This window comes from Flavobacterium bizetiae (assembly GCF_902804475.1).
GTDB lineage: Bacteria > Bacteroidota > Bacteroidia > Flavobacteriales > Flavobacteriaceae > Flavobacterium > Flavobacterium bizetiae.
This window is the reverse complement of the sequence record NZ_CADCSU010000159.1, coordinates 22,162-39,225: the sequence shown is the minus strand read 5'-3', so window position 1 is coordinate 39,225 and position 17,064 is coordinate 22,162. Positions and strand designations below refer to the sequence as shown.

General features: G+C 33.2%; 10 protein-coding genes. 3 read left to right on the top strand and 7 right to left on the bottom strand.

Annotated elements, in window-relative coordinates:
* Positions 1–146: 146 nt before the first annotated feature.
* Both FLACOL7796_RS20845 and FLACOL7796_RS20840 read right to left on the bottom strand, forming a co-directional pair.
* Complete coding sequence (locus FLACOL7796_RS20845; protein ID WP_173972720.1) at positions 147–551, bottom strand: response regulator; 405 nt, start codon at positions 549–551, stop codon at positions 147–149.
* Positions 552–557: 6 nt separating this feature from the next.
* Positions 558–2,213 (bottom strand): PAS domain-containing sensor histidine kinase, encoded by a 1,656-nt coding sequence (locus FLACOL7796_RS20840; protein ID WP_232067425.1) that lies wholly within the window; start codon positions 2,211–2,213, stop codon positions 558–560.
* 222 nt (positions 2,214–2,435) lie between these two features.
* On the opposite strand from FLACOL7796_RS20840, the gene typA reads away from it, so the two are divergent.
* A complete protein-coding gene (gene typA / locus FLACOL7796_RS20835) occupies positions 2,436–4,232 on the top strand; it encodes a translational GTPase TypA (protein ID WP_173972718.1) in 1,797 nt (598 codons plus the stop codon).
* 133 nt (positions 4,233–4,365) lie between these two features.
* On the opposite strand, the gene FLACOL7796_RS20830 is transcribed toward typA, so the two are convergent.
* The 4 genes from FLACOL7796_RS20830 to FLACOL7796_RS20815 form a co-directional block, all read right to left on the bottom strand.
* Entirely contained in the window at positions 4,366–6,813 is a 2,448-nt protein-coding gene (locus FLACOL7796_RS20830; RefSeq protein ID WP_173972717.1) for a T9SS type B sorting domain-containing protein, read from the bottom strand.
* A gap of 175 nt (positions 6,814–6,988) precedes the next feature.
* On the bottom strand, positions 6,989–9,304 hold the full coding sequence (locus FLACOL7796_RS20825) for a T9SS type B sorting domain-containing protein (protein ID WP_232067424.1): 2,316 nt from the start codon (positions 9,302–9,304) through the stop codon (positions 6,989–6,991).
* A gap of 51 nt (positions 9,305–9,355) precedes the next feature.
* On the bottom strand, positions 9,356–10,192 hold the full coding sequence (locus FLACOL7796_RS20820; RefSeq protein ID WP_173972715.1) for an ABC transporter permease: 837 nt from the start codon (positions 10,190–10,192) through the stop codon (positions 9,356–9,358).
* Between the two features lie 3 nt (positions 10,193–10,195).
* Positions 10,196–11,107, bottom strand: coding sequence for an ABC transporter ATP-binding protein (locus tag FLACOL7796_RS20815; RefSeq protein WP_173972714.1), 912 nt, complete (start codon positions 11,105–11,107; stop codon positions 10,196–10,198).
* A gap of 95 nt (positions 11,108–11,202) precedes the next feature.
* Here FLACOL7796_RS20815 and FLACOL7796_RS20810 point away from each other — a divergent pair, with 95 nt between their 5' ends.
* The gene (locus tag FLACOL7796_RS20810; protein WP_173972713.1) at positions 11,203–12,255 is read left to right on the top strand and encodes a hypothetical protein; all 1,053 of its coding nucleotides are present in this window, start codon (positions 11,203–11,205) and stop codon (positions 12,253–12,255) included.
* Between the two features lie 44 nt (positions 12,256–12,299).
* Positions 12,300–13,163, top strand: a complete 864-nt coding sequence (locus FLACOL7796_RS20805) for an SdiA-regulated/phytase-like domain-containing protein (RefSeq protein ID WP_173972712.1) — start codon at positions 12,300–12,302, stop codon at positions 13,161–13,163.
* A 154-nt stretch (positions 13,164–13,317) separates the two neighbouring features.
* Here FLACOL7796_RS20805 and FLACOL7796_RS20800 read toward each other — a convergent pair whose 3' ends face one another.
* Entirely contained in the window at positions 13,318–17,052 is a 3,735-nt protein-coding gene (locus FLACOL7796_RS20800) for a metallophosphoesterase (RefSeq protein ID WP_173972711.1), read from the bottom strand.
* Positions 17,053–17,064: the final 12 nt, after the last annotated feature.

Sequence of the window (17,064 nt, the reverse complement as noted above, 5' to 3'; positions counted from 1 at the left end):
TTTTTTTTTGGGAATTTTGTTTGTTTGCGTTAGGGATGGGAGCGATATCCTTTTGTGACAGGGAAAAATGTTCTGGCTTATGCCTGATTTTCCGGAACAAAAGATTTAGTGGACAGCCCGGCCCGGAGGGAAACTCCATTATTATTTTAAAGATCCATTTTCTTTTTAAGATATTCAAGCATTGGTTGCGTGATGGGTTTTGAAAGGAAATCGATAATGATTGGGTACTTTTTTGCTTTGGCTAAATCGTCAGGATCAATTGTAGAAGAAAGTACAATTACGCGAGCGCTGTTGAATTCAGTATAATCTGAAGAGGTAAAATGATCTAGAAATTCCCAACCGCCCATAACTGGCATGTTTAAATCTAAAAAAATTAATTCGGGTTTGCTTGCCTTATTTTTGTTGTATTTTAAGGTGTTGAAATGGTGTAATGCTTCTTCGCCATTTTGAGCAGTGATAATTTCTTTAGAAAATGAAGATTTCGAAATTACTTTTTTGCATAACATTAACGTGATTGGGTCATCGTCAATGCATAAAATTTGCTCGAGCATGATAAATTAATTTTTAAATGTTATTGTAAATGTTGTTCCTTTATTGACTTCGCTTTCGATACTAATTGTTCCTCCCATGGTTTCGACCTGAGATTTTACTAAATACAAACCTAAGCCTTTGCTGTCGGGATAATTGTGAAATCTTTGATATAACCCGAAAACTTTATCGCCGTTTCTTTCCAGATCAATTCCAATTCCGTTATCCTTAAAAGTTAATATTGCTTTGTGATCTATTTGTTCAGCAGTAATAGAGATTTTCAGTTTTCTATTTTCTGATTTGTACTTTATAGAATTGGTTAGTAAATTAAGTAAAATACTTTCGATGTAGGCTTTATTTGTATTTAATAATGGAACTCTGTCGAATTTGAGTTTAATAATGGGTTTGTGTAATTCGATTTGAAAAGATAATTGGCTGAAAACATTTTCAAAAACTTCTTTTAATGAGACTTCCTCTTTTTGCATTGAAGGATTGTCTTTGATGATAATAACTTTTACTAAATCATTGATGGTTTCATTTAATAAATGAGTTGATTTCGTAAAGCCTGAAAGAATTTCCTGGAGTTCAGGATTTTCTACAGGAATGTCTTCTATTAGATTGAGAAGTCCGATTAAATTAGATAAAGGAGCTCTCAGATTGTGCGATGTAATATACGAGAATTGTTTTAGATCTTTATTGTTTTGAGTTAATTCACGAATAAGGTGTTCTTTTTCTGTTTCTAATTTTTTCTCATCAGTGATGTCTCTTTGGATAGAGATCCAGTGTGAAATATTTTCTTCGTTGTTGAAAATTGGAATCATCGAAAAACGAACCCAATATTCTTCTTTTTTCTTGGTGTAACTAATGGTTTCAATTAAGCACTCTTCTTTGTTTTTTATGGCTCTTAATAGTTTTTTTAGTTCTTCTGAATCTGATTTTGGTCCTTTAAAGATATTTGGAGATTTTCCGATTATTTCGTGAGAAAGGTATCCGGACATGTGCGAAAAGGCAGGATTTACGTAAACAATTTTAGGAATTCTGCGATCTACTGAGTTTGCCTCGGTGATTAGGATAGAATCTTTAGATTGTGTAATTACAGTTTCAAGAAGTTTTAGTCGTTGCTCTTCTTCTTTTTGTTTGGTGATATCCTGAATGGCTCCAATCATTCTTATGGCTCTTCCGTTTTCGTCTTTTAGTAAAAATCCTCGGTCAAGAACATATTTATAAGTTCCGTCTGCGCATCTAAAGCGGTATTGATCTTGCCATTTTTCAGTTTTTTGCTCGATAAAGGAGTATAGTTTAATAGACATTCTGATGCTGTCTTCGGGATGTATTTTGTCAAACCACCATTTTGATGTTTTTCCAACGTCTGCCGGATTATAACCAAAAACACTTTCGATTCCTTTGTTCCAGTTAATGCTGTCTTCCTGAATTTTCCAATCCCAAATGGTATCACTTGTTGCTTTTGCAACTATGTCGTATTTTTCGTTCGATTCTTTAATTTCTTCGTTCGTTCTCTTTAATTTTTCGAAAATAGAAATATTTCTGTTCTCGTTTTTAGCTAATATGTATTTGAAAATAAATCCTGTAGCAAGTATAAAAAGGATGTCTTTTACAAAGAATAAATAAAAATATTCTATTTTAGAAAAGTAGGTAGTAAGTATTTTATGACAGAGAATTGCCATAATTAGCGATATGATAACGTAAACTAGAGTAATTTGGAGAGTTTTACTTTTCATTACTCAAATATAGTTAAATTAACTATAATTAAACAATAACGAAAGTTCAATTTGAGGGTAAAATTTACATTGTTTTAACGAACTAATTACTTGTCTATACGCAAACTATCGCAGAAACGTTTTTTATATCAAAATAAAGTGTACCTTTGCACCCATTAAAAATCACAGATGGAATCTATTAGAAACATTGCAATTATTGCCCACGTCGATCACGGTAAAACCACTTTGGTTGATAAAATTATGTATCACTGTCAATTATTTCGTGACAACGAAAACACAGGTGATTTAATTCTTGATAATAACGATTTAGAGCGCGAGAGAGGTATTACAATTACTTCAAAGAACGTATCAGTTCAATATAAAGGAACAAAAATCAATATTATTGACACTCCTGGCCACGCCGATTTTGGTGGTGAAGTAGAACGTGTATTAAACATGGCCGATGGTGTATGTTTGCTAGTTGATGCTTTTGAAGGTCCAATGCCACAAACGCGTTTTGTATTACAAAAAGCGATTGACTTAGGTTTGAAGCCTTGTGTGGTTATCAACAAAGTTGATAAGGAAAACTGTACTCCTGAAGAAGTTCATGAGAAAGTTTTTGACTTAATGTTTGAATTAGGTGCTGAAGAATGGCAGTTGGATTTCCCAACAGTTTATGGTTCTGCTAAAAATAACTGGATGTCTGATCATTGGGAAAACGTAACTGATAATGTTGAAGCATTATTGGATATGGTTGTTGAAAATGTACCAGCTCCTAAAGTTTCTGAAGGAACACCACAAATGTTGATTACATCTTTAGATTTCTCAGCTTTTACAGGTCGTATCGCTATTGGTCGTCTTGAAAGAGGAATTCTTAAAGAAGGTATGCCAATCTCATTAGTAAAAAGAGACGGTACTGTATCTAAATCTCGTATCAAAGAACTTCATACATTTGAAGGACTTGGTCGTAAAAAAGTACAAGAAGTTGTTGCTGGAGATATTTGTGCGATCATTGGAGTTGAAGGTTTTGAAATTGGTGATACTATCGCTGATTTTGAAAATCCAGAAGGTTTAAAAACGATAGATATCGATGAGCCTACAATGAGTATGTTGTTTACAATTAATGACTCTCCTTTCTTTGGTAAAGAGGGTAAATTTGTAACATCTCGTCATATTAGAGAAAGATTGACAAAAGAATTAGAGAAAAACTTAGCGATGAAGTTAGGTGAAACTGATTCTGCTGATAAATTCATGGTTTTTGGTCGTGGAGTACTTCACTTATCTGTTCTTATTGAAACAATGAGAAGAGAAGGGTATGAGTTACAAATTGGTCAGCCACAAGTTATTATCAAAGAAATTGATGGTAAAAAATGTGAGCCAATTGAGGAATTAACAATCGATTTACCAGAATCACTTTCAGGTAGAGCGGTAGAATTCGTTACTTTGCGTAAAGGTGAAATGCTAAGCATGGAAACTAAAGGGGAACGTATGATTGTGAAATTTAATATTCCATCTCGTGGAATTATTGGATTACGTAACCAATTGCTTACTGCAACAGCTGGTGAAGCTATTATGGCACACCGTTTTATTGGATATGAGCCTTACAAAGGAGAAATTGCAGGACGTAACAAAGGTTCATTAATTTCTATGGAAAAAGGAAAAGCTATTCCTTATTCTATCGATAAATTACAAGATCGTGGTAAGTTTTTTGTTGAACCAAATACAGAAATTTACGAAGGTCAGGTAATTGGTGAGAACTCTCGTGCTGATGATATGTGTGTAAACGTAACGAAAGAGAAAAAACAATCTAACGTTCGTTCTTCTGGAAATGATGAAAAAGCAAGAATCATCCCTCCAATTATTTTCTCATTAGAGGAAGCTTTAGAGTACATTCAAAAAGATGAATATGTAGAGGTAACTCCAAAATCTATTCGTTTGAGAAAAATCTATTTGACAGAAACTGATAGAAAAAGATTTAAAATATAATTTCGAAATTTCGGAATAAATTCAATATAAAAATCCCAAATTCCTTCAGGAGTTTGGGATTTTTTTTATAAAATAAATTCTAAGTGATACTTTGGAATTTGGAATTTTAAAAATTTGAAGTTTGTTTAAAGTGTTATCTTTTTAAACTAAAATGACCTTTAGCTTCTCTGTTATCGTCTAATTTTATAGTATACCAATAATCATCTGATGGAAGAGGAGTTCCTGCAAATGTACCGTCCCAACCTGTATCAGAAGTACCTATTTGTTTTAATAGTTTTCCAAATCTGTCGTATATATAAATAATTGCATTTTTATTGATAGAGGTATCCAGGCCTATTAAATTCCAGTTATCGTTGTACCCATCGGCATTTGGAGTAAAGAATTTCGGGGCGCCTACAAGTGCAGCGGTTTTATGAACTGTTCCGCAATTTTTTTTATCGTTGACATATACTTCATAAAATCCGGGTTTAAGATTGCTAAAAGTATTTGATTCCTGAAAAGGGCCGTTTGGCTCATTTAAACTATACTCATAATCGCCCTTTCCTGATACATTAACCGTTATTTGATTTGAATCGCTTTCTAATAAATCGATTACTTCTATATTTTTAATGCTTGCCGCGTTTGATGCAGTTACTTCAATGGTTCTGGTTTTTGTGCAATTTGTTTTGTTGGTTATTTCTACTGTGTAAGTACCAATTTGGTTTACATCTAATACAGAAGCGATCTCATCAGGTATATTTATGCCATCTCTATACCATTTAAAAGTAAAATCAGTAATAGAGGCAATATCAGTTATTCCTGCTTTTAAATGCGCTTTATATAACGGAAGATTTTCGCATACATTGGTTACAGTGTCAGGTTCGATATTTGGTAATTTATTTACTAGCAATTTTATGGTATTAATGCCATAACAATCATTTCCTTCTTCTATCCTGGCATAGACATCTTGATTGTACGGTATTTGGTTTGAATAAGAAGCAGGTGTTTCGATGGCATTTTTTTCTAATAAGGCATCGTCTTCATTGGCGTAATATTTTATAGTTTGTGAAGCTGCTAATGGAATGTTGGCATTTGTTAAATTAAATAAATGTATTCCATCTTCAATTCCGTCATCATCGCAAACTGCATCGAGATTGTATATTGATTCCGTAATTACATTGGTTTTTAATGTTAAAGTACTTATGCTGTAACATTTTGTTTTTGTATTCGTAACCCTGACAAAAAGAGTTTGAGGGTTGCTAATGTTCTTATATTCAGTTCCTAATGAATTGTTGTTGTTTGCTGCGTCGTCATTAGTTAAAAAGAAAAGTGTTTCCAGATCAGAATTATTATTTGTTAGAGATGCGTTAGCCTCTTTTAAATTAAATAATACCAAACTATTCGTGTTTTTGCGTGCATCACACTGAATTAAAGTTGTATTAGTTATTTCCGGAGGAGTATTTATAATGATCTGAATTTCTTGTATTGCAACATTGGTCTTGCTGTTTGCTGCTTTTAAAAATATCGACTGCTGGTACGGTATTGTGTTTAAGAAAGGACTTACTAATGAATTTGTGTCAGTTTCGGCATCATTTTTTGTCAGGTAGTATTTGAAAGTTAATTCTTTTGTACTCTGATTGCCAAAAATGCCGGTAGTTACTTCATTCAAATTAAATGCTGTTTTTCCGTCGGTTGAGTTTGAATCGTTGTTATCGCAGATGTTTATTTTTGTATTCGGGAAAATTAGTTTGTCACTTATTTTTAGATTGAATGAGGTCCAATTGTAACATTTTGTTTTGGTATTAGTTATACGGGCATATACAATTTGCGGACTGCTTGTATTTTTAAAATCTGCCGGATTTTCGATTGCATTCAAATTAAGTATCGCATCATTAGAAGAAGTGTGGTAGGTAACTTCGACATCGTTTTGAGATCCTATTATTGTGGGGGTATTTTGGGTTAAATCAAAACTTAATTCTGGGTTAGTTTCTCCGCTAAAATCTGATTTTTCAAGATTCATTGCATCTGCGGATGGTACATTAATACTTGGAGGATCGTCAAATGTTGCTGTACCAAGCCATTCTAATGAAAAGTTACTGTTTCCTGTAAATCTGTCAATTACAATAAAATAACTTTCGCCAGCCTTAACATCCAGCCATTTTACAAAACCATTTCCCCTTTCTGCCGGACCTTCGACTGTGTCAAAATATTCGCCTGTCATACCGGTGGTATTATCTGGTAATCTGGCTGCAGCCGGATTTGTTGTTGAGCAACGAATAGATTGACCCAAAGAATTGCAACTTGCATTTGGACCGAAAACCAAAAAATCAAAATCGACAACAATATTATGGCTTTCTGGGGTTAAAATAAAACCTAATGTACCGGAGGTTTTTATAGAGAGTTTTAACCAAATGCTATTGTTTTCAGTAGCGAAACAACTATTGTCTGATGGGGTATATTCTACAATTTCACCCGGACCATTTGCGTTCAGGCCTTGAAATCCTGAATTACCGCATACTATAATTGCATCTTTGCAATCATTTTGGGCATAAAAATTAGTAGAAAATAAAAATAAAACAAATGTAATTTTAACTAGATTCATCTTATACGATTAAGAGGTAAATATAAGATAATATCCAGTTTTTTATTATTTATAAAGCGTTTTTGTTTTTCTTGTTTTTTGCGAATTTTATTTTAAAAATAAGCTTTATGTTGTTATAAGTTTTTATTTGTGTTAAAAATGAATCTTATTTCTTTGTTGTGATCGATATTTAGTATCATCTTTTTAAACTAAAATGACCTTTTACAATTTTACCATCAACAAATTGAAGTGTGAACCAATAGTCATCTGCCGGTAGTTGTTGACCATTGTAGATGCCATTCCATCCTGCACTGTTTTGATTCGTTTCTTTTAGTAATTTTCCGTAGCGATCGAAAATTAAAATTTTATAATCAGGAAGTTCAATTAGTTTGGTAATAAACCATAAGTCATTATATCCATCTCCGTTAGGGGTAAAAAATCGGGGATAATCTACAACATAGAATAAAAATGTATTCGACAATCCGCATCCGTTTTTATCGCGGGCAATTGCGTTGTAGATTCCAGGTCTGACACCAGTAAATAACGCATCGTCCTGAAAAACATTTCCGTCTAATGAAAATTCATAATTACCAACTCCTGTATATTTTATTAATACAGAGTTATCTACTCCTGAAAAGTCTTTAACAACGGCATCGGTTATCAAAGCAGGTTCAGATAAAATGACTTTAAATTTCTTCGTTTTTTCGCAGCCTTTTGCATCGGTAACGACTACAGAATAGTCTCCTGCGGTATTAACCTCTATAGAAGTATCGGTGCTTCCTGTGTTCCATAAATAACTTACAAAGCCTGTAGCAACACTTAAAGTAATTTGATCTCCTTTGCATAATATTTTTGCTTCATCTTCAAAATTAGGAGGATCAAAAGTATTTACAACAAGAGTAACAGGAACAATGTCAAAACAGTCGGCTCCGTTTGTAGCTTTAGCGTAAATAGTCTGGCTAAAAGCGACAGTATTTTTAAAAATATTAGAAAGTTTATTGGCGTCGTTCAACGCATCATCAGTACTTAAAAAATAATTAAAAACCAACCCTGCAGGTAAGCCTGTTGAGACTTGAGGTGTTACTTGTGCATTCAGATCAAATTGATAGAGTCCGTCTTGTTTATCATCACGATCGCAAGTTTCAATAGGATTTTGATCCGGAATTATTTCGGTAGATACTTTTAGTGTTACTTCGGCAGTTGCAAAACAGCCGTATTTATTTTCAATTCTTGCAAAAACTTGATTAAGGTGGTTATTCGTGTATTTTTCAGGTACTAAAATTGGATTTGTTTTGGTTTGTGCATCTGTTAATGATTCGTAATAACCTTTGTTTAAGATTTCTGCAACATTGTTTTTTACAATGTCATTAACTTTTGTCAGGTTAAAAACAGTAATCCCGTCAGTATCATCATCGCACTGTAATAAAGGAGTATTAGTTGTTAATATTTCCGGAGCGTATTCAATTTTAATTTGTCCTGTCGCTACACAAGTAGTACCTTTTAAGATTGCTTCGACTTTATAAGTTCCTGCTGACTGAACTTCGTATGTTGTACCAGTTTCTAAAGGAGTAATTTCTGTAAAATTGTTTGAAGCATCTAGCTTTAACCATTTAATATCATAAAGAGAACTGTCTAGTTGACTATCTAATGTCGTTTTATCACCAAAACAGACAGGATTATTATTTGCAATAGTTCTGTCTGCTCCAAAATCTATTAAAGAAGCAAAACTTCCACCTTCTAAAAAAACGGCAGAATTAAACTCTCCGGTAGCATCATCTGCAACTACTAGTTTTAGATGATATGTTTTGTTAGGAACTACTTGAGTTCGGGCATTCATGACTACGGTTTGTCCGGCGTAATTAATGGGACTCAATTCAGTATTGTAACCATTGAAAAAATTTTCATTTACTGCTTCACATCCTGCAAACGTGGTTCCGCTTACTACGACAGGATCTATTTTTGTATGCACTGTTGTAGAAGATACCGGTATGTTTGATGCTGGTAAAACAGCTAAATTTTTGTATTCTTCAGTAGTTCCAGCTTCTTTTATTAAAAAAGCAAATCCGTCAGAGTATCTACAAGGATAATAAGACTGGTATTCATTTGAAGCGAAAATATAATTAAAACTTATAGAATTGGTTAAAGCTAAAAAGTCAAACTCTAAAACAGTTGCCTGCGTACTTACGGTATTGTTTAAAACTTTATTTAGATCATCATCACCTTTCCATCGCGCGTTAGTAGATCCTTTAGATTTGTCTTTCAAATAAGGTCCTTGAGCATTTTTACTTGGCGATGTGCTTAAAACGACTCCGCTTGCAAAAGGAAAACCACTTGTTCCCGCAACGAAAGAAGCATAACTATTGCCGTTAGTTGCCGGATTTCCGGTGGCTGTAATAGTGTTTGTATTTATACATGCGCTACGTATTAATATGTTTTTTATTAGTGATTCAGGTGTTTTTGAATCATCTACAACAATATTCTGTGCTTTTATCTTTACGGATATAAAGCACATAAATAAAACAAAAAAACAAATTTTAAAATAATTCATAGCCCGACAAATATACTACAAATCCCGTTTTTTTAGTAATTTGTAAGAAAAATATATAAATAAGAAAGTCCATACTAAAACGATCAGAATCGAAAGAAAGTGTACGCCATAATCTTTAGTATTTTCTACTCCCATTTGTGTTCCGATACTTTTTATTAACGATAATCTTGAAACGGGTTCAACAATTAAATTAGACATCGCTTCTAACGGTAAAAACTGGATAATCTTGTACCCTATATTGCTTGCCGGGAAAATTTGAAATACTAAAAGACCTTTTATAATTGATTCAATAAAAATCCAAACTAATAAAAAACCCAAGGCAAAAGCAGATCGTTTTACTAAGATACCTAAAAATAGACAAAAAGAAAAGAATCCTAATAACTTTACGAAAAAGGCTAGTAAGTATTGTAATTCACTAAAAACGATACCAAATTCAGTATAAGATGAAAAAGAATATCCCAGAATTAAAGTCATAATGAAAACGAAAATTGTAGAGCCTAACGCAAAAAGCACAACAGTTAAGAATTTGGATAAAATAAATTCTTTTTTGCTTAAACCGTCAATTAAATTTTGTTTTAAAGTGCCGTAACTATATTCATTTGCCATCATTGATACAATAACGATCGCCAGAAAAAATTTAAGCCAGGCGGCAAAATAAGTATTAAAATGCCAGATAAACGGAAAATTAAAAATTCCCATTTCTGATGGATCGATATGAATTGGTCCTATGTCAAATTTTATAGAAGCAATTAATGCAATAAACGAAAGTAAAATGAAATAGGTTAAAGTAAGGATACGACTGGCTTTGTTTTTCCAGATTTTTTGTAATTCTATAGAGATAAGTCTGTTCATGGTTTAGTTATTTTGGGTAGTGGCGTTTTTGGTTAATTCTAAAAATTGAGCTTCTAAACTGTTTTTACGTTTTACTAAGTGACTCAACGTAATGTTTTTAGAAAATAAAAACTGATTCAGTTCTGTTGCTGATAAATCTGATTTTAAATAAACCAAAATTTTCCCGTCTTCTTCAGCGATTCTATCTATTGCAGAATGTGCAGTTAAAGTGGTTTTTAATGCTACAAGATCATCAGACATAATCTCAAAGAACCCTTCGTTTGCCGACATGGCATCAACTGAACCAGAATAAAGAATTTCTCCTTTTCTTAAAACAATCACATGCGAACATACTTTTTCGACTTCATCTAATAAGTGCGAAGCCAGTAAAATAGTTGTTCCTTGTGAAGCAATTTTTTTAATGATATCCCTAATCTGGTGAATTCCCTGCGGATCTAAACCATTGGTTGGCTCGTCTAAAATTAAAATTTCAGGATCGTTTAAAAGTGCCGATGCAATTGCCAAACGCTGTTTCATCCCTAACGAGAAGGTACTGAACTTACTGTCTTTTCTTTCGGTTAAACCAACCAGATCCAGTTTTTCGTTGATTTTAGCATAATTAATGCTTTTTATTTTGCAAACCAGTTTCAGGTTTTCTTCAGCCGTCATGTACGGGTAAAAGTTAGGTCTTTCGATAATTGCTCCCACTTTTTTTAAGGCTTCATGAGTCTGGACTTTCCCTCCAAACCAGCTGTAGTTCCCGGAGGTACGATTTACAACGTTTAGCACAATTCCTAAAGTAGTCGATTTTCCGCTTCCGTTAGGGCCTAAAATGCCATAAACGCGGCCTTTTTGTATTTCAAAAGAAACATTTTTTAAGGCCTGAATACGCCCGTATCTTTTATGAAGATTTTCAATAGTAAGTATGGTTTCCAAATTTATTTCGGTTTTAGTTTTAAGTATGACGATTCAAGTTGTTTATTGTTACGCTAAATTTTATTTAATGTAAATTTGTAATAAAGATATTCAAAATGAGCGAACCTTTAATGGTTTTAAAAAAACCATCGTACCCTTTGACACCAGCTCTTATAAGTTATTTAGATCGATATGAGCGTATTTCGAAAGTATCAGTGTTCTATGATGATTTATTACGATTTTCTGGTGCTATCAATTTATATGATAAAAACGGAGAAGATACTTTATGGACTCGTGTTTACTACGGAGAATTTGATCGTGAAGAAATTGATTTGAATTTAAAAAAGATTTATTCGCTGCTGCATTCTGACGGAAATAATGATATCATTCAGTACTTAAATGTTGATGCTATCGATTTTTGCACGTTTGGAAACTCAAAACCTTTTAGGGTAAAAGTGCGTAATATTCTCAATGATAACTACGTTCATTTTTATATAAAAAAAGCCGATGCTTCCCGAATTTATGGGCTGGAACTGGAAGATATTTTATCGCCTGATAAGATAAACTTTTTGGTTTTTGGAGATACTTTGATAGAAGAACATATCGTAGGAATTCCGGGTGATATTTTTATGGAAACGTTGTTGCATACTTCTACAGAAACTGAAAAATCGCAAATCGCAAAAGAGTTTGTAAAGTTTAACGAACGCTGCATGATCAGGCTTTTAGGTGATATGCGTTCGTATAATTATGTAATTGTTCCTATTCATGATTTTGACCAGGTAGTCTATCGAATTCGTGCCATAGATTTTGATCAGCAATGTTACGAGGGGAATTTTAAAGTGTATCGTCCGCAGTTTTTTAAGGAAAACTATCAAATGATGAAACTGATTAAAGAGAAGTTAGAGGATCGTTCCGTTATTCAATATAAAGACGAAGAAAGAGCCATTTTGGCGAAACGAATTCATTCTGCCGAAGCCAGAATTACAAAATTATTGAACATTATGTGTCATGATACCATTTCGACAGTAGATCATTTAAATCAACTAAAAATGGAATTATACCGTTATACCAATGATATGAAATTTAAAAATGCCAAATCAATGGGACATGTTATGTTTGCAGCATTTGAGTTTATCACGCGCAATTTTAAAAACACACATTTAATCTAGTTTTTAATCATTTAATATGTGGTTGAAAAAATAAAAATAATCATATGAAAAAGTTTTTTTTACTTGGAGTTTCTATTGCTTTACTGGCTTGCCAGCAACAATCAAATGATGATTTTAAAACGCTTTATTCACTTCCTAAAAAGTTAAAAGAGGTTTCAGGAATTACGTATTTCCCGGAAACAAATCTCATTTATACCTTAGAAGACAGCGGAAATAAAAACGCAATCTATGCCATAAATTCTCAGGGTAAAGTGGCTAAAACTATTACCATTACAAACGCGACAAACGTAGATTGGGAGGATATTACCAAAGATAAAAGCGGTAATATTTATATTGGAGATTTTGGAAATAATGACAATGAACGTAAAGATTTGTGCATTTACAAAGTCAATAAAAATCAGTTGAATAAAGATGCGGCTGTAGCCGAGTATAAAATCTCATTTTCGTATCCGGAACAAACTGAATTTCCGCCAAAGAAAAAAGAAATGTTTTATGATGTAGAAGGTTTTTTTGAACACGGAAATTACTTTTACCTTTTTACAAAAAACAGAAGCAAAGGTTTCGACGGAACAGCTTTTATCTACAAAATTCTAAACGCTCCCGGAACTCAAAAAGCAACTAAAATAGGTGAATTTAAAACCTGTAATAATTACAATCATTGCGTGCTTACAAGTGCTACAATTAGCCCTGACGGAAAAAAAGTAGTTTTATTAAGTCACGATAAAATTGTTTTGTTTAAAGGTTACAAAGGAGATTTATTTCATAAAGGATCTCAAACCGAAATAAAACTGAATCATTTTTCACAAAAAGAAGCGATAGTTTTCAAAGACAACAACACATTATTAATTGCCGACGAAAAAACAAACAAAGTAGGAGGGAATGTTTATGAGTTTACTTTAAGCCGCTAAGTGTCTAAGATACTAAGTTGCTAAGTTTTTTAATTTGAAAACTAAGAAATCTAAAAAAAATAGCCACGAATTCACGAATTTTAATTAAAAATAATTCGTGAATTCGTGGCTAAAATACTTTGTTCCTTTGAGCCTTTGTTACTTTGAACCTTCCCTAAAAACTATATGCCGCTCCAAAAATAACTCTTCCTTCTTCGTCAGGAGATTTAAAGTACGAAACTCTTGCGGTTAAAACATTTATGGCATTCATCCAGATTCCGCCACCATAATCCTGATGCCATTTTCTTGAACTTTCGCCATCAAGCCAAACCCTTCCGTAATCAAAACCACCCAGAATTCCGTAAGTTAGAGGAGCAATTGTCTTGCGTATTTTTCCAAGACTTAATCGTAAATCTGTACTTTGAGAGAAATAAGAGCTTCCTAAAAAGCGTTCATTTCTATAACCACGCAAATCAGTATCTCCACCTAAAGTAGCCCCTTGATAAAATTCGTAATTGTTGTTTAAGATCGCTTTTCCTTTTAAAATTGTAGCCAAAACTAATTTTCCGTTATGATCAATTTTATGAGTAAACCCTAAAAAACTTTCAATCGTAGGGAAGTTTTGTTTTGTATTATCTAAATTAGATAACCATGTTGCCGAAGCCATAAAAGCAACGCCTAAAGTAGGTTTCGCAGCAAAATCGGCATTTTTAAAGAGGTATTTAATTTTTGCACCACCATAAACCTGACTATCAAAAACGATCGGGTTAATAATGTTAGGAGTATCAATATATCTGTTATCCGTTTCCTCAACTCTCATTTGTTGTAGCATTGGCTGAATACTAAATTCGCTGCCGTATCTGCCAACATGTCTAATAGCTCCCGAAAGATTAAATCTCTGAATACGAACACGGTTGTAGTCCATTCCAAATTCTTCCGTATTATTTACAGATTCATTTCCGTATCCAAAATAGTTTACGGCAAAATTTGGAGTAGTATATTGCGATTCAACATCAATTACCCATTTACCTAATAAACCAGGAAAATGTGCTACATAATTAAACTCTAAACCTCCAGTTGCAAAATAATAGAAAGCGTTTAAAACGTGTCTTTGCGTATAAGGATTCTGTTTGAAGTTGTTTACCGTATAATTTAAATTAATACCCACTTTTACACCATCATCAGGATTGTACCCAATATTTGGTAATCCGGACACAACATTGTATTTAGGTCTTTCGTAATTGTATAAGTTTACGTCATAATCATCTGTTAGTTGCGTTCTCGTTTTGGTATCCAGATTGTAGGTATTTTCTTTTGATTTAAAATCATAAACAATAACCCTTTTTCCGTTTTTGATGTTGTACGTGTCATTGTTCTGACCACCAATCAGACGAATTTTTATGTTTGATTTCTGATCGCCAATTACTTCAAAAACATCATTATCATCTAAACCATAAATCCAAAGATTTTTAGTTTTAGAATCCGTTACCGTTTTTGTGTAAACTAATTCATCACCTTCTTTTTTAACTCGGTAAACCTGAATTTCGATGCTTTTTTTAGCATTGTGGTTAATGATAAATTTATCTTTTTTATCCGTTCCGGCAATCATTACCGTATGGCTTAAAACATCAAAATAGTCCGAAGCATATTTTTGAAGATCTTTCTTTCTGTTTTTTAATTTGTTCTTGATATCGTCAATTGTGGCGTCCTGAACTTCTTTTGGTAAATTTTTAAAAGCTTTGTCGATATCACTATCCGATAAGTTTTCCTGAATGTATTTCGCCTGAGCAATCCAGTCTTTCTCTTCGGCAGTTCTTAAAAAAGCCAAATCCATCGGATAAGGTTCTCTGTTAAGCCACTTTACATTATCAATTTTATTTTTGAAAGTTCTCATGTGGCGAAGTGCCGGAATATTCATTAAAAGAGAAAGTAAAGTTCCGTCATATTTTACAAAAGCCTGATCACGGTCACGAGGAATTGGCTCATAAATCACTTTATTGCCTTTTTTATGTTCTGCCCAACGCCATTGATCACTATGTCTGTCCCAATCGCCAATAAGCATATCAAACAAACGTGCTTTTATATATCCCTCTTCATCAACGCTGTATTTTTCGTCTTTGTGAAGATTTTTCATCATATCCTCCGTACTGATAATATTGGTTGGATTACCAAAATTTTTAGCATCCAAATGATTATCAGCTGGTCTTTCTTCGACCATATAAAGCTGATCTCCAAAGTTCGAGTTAAACTCTTTTAATGCATTTTGTTTTGGGATGTAATATAAAACCGGATTGGTGTGCGCTAAACCAATCTGGTCTGACATACTGCCAATAGCAAACGTTGTATATGGATGAGATGTAGTGTAAAAATCAAATAAGAAGTTCTCAGCATATGTATCCTCAAAATCATTAACTACATATTGATCTTTAAAAGCTACGGATTGCAAAAATACGGTGGCGCTTTTTTTCAAGGCACGCATTACGTATTCTCTTCCTTTAGGATCAGATACTCTTAATGATACAGATTGATGTCCTCCGCCTTCGCGAATAGGTTTCAGTCCGCCCATTAAAGTATCTAAAGTAGCTGTTTTGGCTTCTATCGGTAAACTGTAATATTTCCTGTAATGATTTCCGAATAAAAATTTATGAAACATACTTTTATGAGTCATTTTTGCAGAATAAATAGAAGTATCTACAGTAGCTGGAAATTTATTATCTACCGTTGCTGCCCAATTAATTTCTTTTGCCTTTATAATTTCATGTTCAAAAAGTAATTTTTCTTTATTGTTTTCATTTCCAAAAAAGGAAACTTTCGCATCACCGCTTTTAAACAAAGTTAATGTCACATAACCATTGCCTCCATACGAAAACTCAGTAGGATTTATGGCTCTTGCAGCTTCAGATTTCGATCCTGCGCCGCTAATAATTTGCTGAATGTTTTCTTTGTTTACATACTGAAGGTTGTGATCATGTCCGGAAACAACGATTACATTTTTTTGTTTTTGCAAAAGGGTTTTAATTCTCTTTGCATAAATAGTATATTGTTTATTCTGTATATCCTGCGGACTTGCTCCGGATGTTTTTCTAAGCAAATTGATAAAAGATCCAATTACGGGTAATGGAATTTTTTGTTCTAACGGAAATAATTGTTTTTCTAATGAAAATTGCCCGCCGTGAGTTCCGTTACTCATTAAAGGATGATGAATAGCAAGAACAACTGTTTTTTCCTGGTTTTTATTTAAGAGATTTTCTAATTGATCAAAAAAATCTTCTCTTGTTTTAATGTCACAATCGTCATTGATAGTCGGGTGATTGTCCCAATCTTCCAGGAACCATTCGCTATCAATCGTAATCAGCGTAGTGGTACTGTCAATTTTTACATCTTCTATAGCACAACTCTTTCTGGGTAAAAAAGCTTTTTTATCGTTTAGATATTTCGTTACAAAACTAGCCTGACGTTCTAGGCCTTTTATACCGTTGTACCAATCATGATTTCCCGGAATAAAGATTGTTTTTCCTTTAAAACCTTTAGTAAGTTTTAGTTGGTTCGTTAGTTTTGTTTCAGCCAAAGCTTTTTCTGCGGCATTATCATCACTCGGGAAACCTTTAGGATAAATGTTATCTCCCAAAAATAATAAGGTCGCTTTTTTGTTTGATTTCTTTAATTTTTGATGCAATAGTTCAAGCGTTTGCTGCGCTTGTTCTTCATCTGCATTTCCGGCATCACCAACTAAATAAATGGTATGTGCAATTTTTATAGTATCAGTTGCGTTTTCCGTTTCGTTGGCACTAACATTTTTTCCGTACTGCGCTTTATGTGTCGCACACGAATAAACCAGTAACAATGCAACAATTGCTAAAGACCGGTTTTTAATTTTAGTAATAAAATGATTATCCAAAAACAATTTCATAATTTAGTAGTA

Excerpts from the sequence above, each read along its gene's own strand:
- FLACOL7796_RS20820 (WP_173972715.1), bottom strand. The coding sequence starts at position 10,192 with ATGAACAGACTTATCTCTATAGAATTACAAAAAATCTGGAAAAACAAA.
- FLACOL7796_RS20840 (WP_232067425.1), bottom strand. The coding sequence starts at position 2,213 with ATGGCAATTCTCTGTCATAAAATACTTACTACCTACTTTTCTAAAATA.
- FLACOL7796_RS20805 (WP_173972712.1), top strand. The coding sequence starts at position 12,300 with ATGAAAAAGTTTTTTTTACTTGGAGTTTCTATTGCTTTACTGGCTTGC.
- FLACOL7796_RS20830 (WP_173972717.1), bottom strand. The coding sequence starts at position 6,813 with ATGAATCTAGTTAAAATTACATTTGTTTTATTTTTATTTTCTACTAAT.
- FLACOL7796_RS20810 (WP_173972713.1), top strand. The coding sequence starts at position 11,203 with ATGAGCGAACCTTTAATGGTTTTAAAAAAACCATCGTACCCTTTGACA.
- FLACOL7796_RS20845 (WP_173972720.1), bottom strand. The coding sequence starts at position 551 with ATGCTCGAGCAAATTTTATGCATTGACGATGACCCAATCACGTTAATG.
- typA (WP_173972718.1), top strand. The coding sequence starts at position 2,436 with ATGGAATCTATTAGAAACATTGCAATTATTGCCCACGTCGATCACGGT.
- FLACOL7796_RS20800 (WP_173972711.1), bottom strand. The coding sequence starts at position 17,052 with ATGAAATTGTTTTTGGATAATCATTTTATTACTAAAATTAAAAACCGG.
- FLACOL7796_RS20825 (WP_232067424.1), bottom strand. The coding sequence starts at position 9,304 with ATGTGCTTTATATCCGTAAAGATAAAAGCACAGAATATTGTTGTAGAT.